Source organism: Nonomuraea turkmeniaca (assembly GCF_005889735.1).
GTDB classification, from domain to species: Bacteria; Actinomycetota; Actinomycetes; order Streptosporangiales; family Streptosporangiaceae; genus Nonomuraea; species Nonomuraea turkmeniaca.
Genome location: NZ_VCKY01000544.1, coordinates 1 through 1,222, shown reverse-complemented (window position 1 = coordinate 1,222; position 1,222 = coordinate 1). Strand labels below are relative to the sequence as shown.

2 protein-coding genes are annotated in these 1,222 nt (G+C 71.5%); both read left to right on the top strand.

Going from position 1 to position 1,222, the window contains the following annotated elements; translation table 11 throughout:
- Nucleotides 1-174: 174 nt before the first annotated feature.
- Nucleotides 175-336 (top strand): hypothetical protein, encoded by a 162-nt coding sequence (locus ETD86_RS56555; protein ID WP_170223818.1) that lies wholly within the window; start codon nucleotides 175-177, stop codon nucleotides 334-336.
- Nucleotides 333-743, top strand: coding sequence for a hypothetical protein (locus ETD86_RS54415; protein WP_138674394.1), 411 nt, complete (start codon nucleotides 333-335; stop codon nucleotides 741-743). The genes ETD86_RS56555 and ETD86_RS54415 overlap by 4 nt, the downstream gene beginning before the upstream one ends.
- Nucleotides 744-1,222: the final 479 nt, after the last annotated feature.

Here is a 1,222-nt window from a genome sequence, read left to right as displayed (position 1 = left end):
CCCCACAAGGGCGGGGGCACCCCGACGCCCCCGCGCTCCCCAGCGCGGGGACGTCCCGTTGTCCCCTGCCGCGCGCTCGCTGCATGGCCGCCCCCGCGCAATCGTGGCGTCCTCCAGCGCCGCTGTTTCGGCTACCTCCTCCCCACCACACGTGTTCGGGCGTACCATGGCCATATGGACACCGCACTCGCCGAGATCCGCCCCCTGAGCGACGGTGACGTCACCCGCTGGAAGGCGCTCCTGGCCGACGCCACAGGCGTGGTGCCCGACGCTGACGCGCTCGCAGCAGCGCGCCGCAGCTTCGCCGAACTCGCAGGTGGCGGTACTTCCGAGTGATCGGCGGTCGAATCTTCGACACTTCGGCCATCCTCGACTTCAGCCGTGGACGTGGCGGCACCCAGTACACGCAGGCCGTGGTGTGGCATTCCTTGGAGGATGGGCTGGTCATCGTCACGCCCGCCCCTGCGGTCGCCGCAGCGATCGCCCAACTGCCCGATCATCGGCACGACGTGGTCGACGTCCTGCTAGGTCTGCCGATCACCGTCGTCACCGAGACCACGCGAGGTAGCATCCCCGCCCTGGCGCAGGTGTTGCGACCCGCCAACGCCCAAGCAGCGTACGCCGGAACCGCTGGCGCGGTCGCCCTGGCTGCCCAGCAACGCGGATGGCCTGTTCTGACTCGGGACCCAAAACCCCTCTCTGACCTATGGCCGGACCTGCGGCTCGAGGTCATCCCCGCCTGATCGGTTCGGGAGCTTCTTCCGCCTGGAGGTCGCGCGCGGACCGTTGCCCCCTTCGCTCATGGCCCGGCGGCGGGTGCCCGCCTTCGAGGGGCGGGTGCCGCCCAGCCGGGATTTGCGAGCTGGGGGCCGCCGGCGAGCTGGCCGGCGTCCTTGCCCGGCGTCGGCCGCCGGGCGCGCCGGTGCCGGTGCGGCCCAGGCGGACCCCGCGGTGGCACGCGCTGGACGGCACGCCCGGCAGCAAGCCGGTGCTGGTCCTCCCGGGTCGCGGCCGGGGTTTCGTGGTGGGCGGGGATGGGGTTGACGTGCGGGTTTGGCAGGCGGTGAGTAGATTTGCCCACTACATTAACGCTCCTGTACTGTTTTTTCTGTGTCCAGGCGGGAGGGGTGCGATCCTCCCGCCCCGATCCAGGAAAGGGGCCCCACCGTGGCCGTCCGCTCGTTCCTCACCTGCCTCACCCTCGCCCTCGCCGCGCTCGCCG

What these genes read in the sequence shown, in the direction of transcription:
- ETD86_RS56555 (WP_170223818.1), top strand. Translation starts at nt 175, where the DNA reads ATGGACACCGCACTCGCCGAGATCCGCCCCCTGAGCGACGGTGACGTC.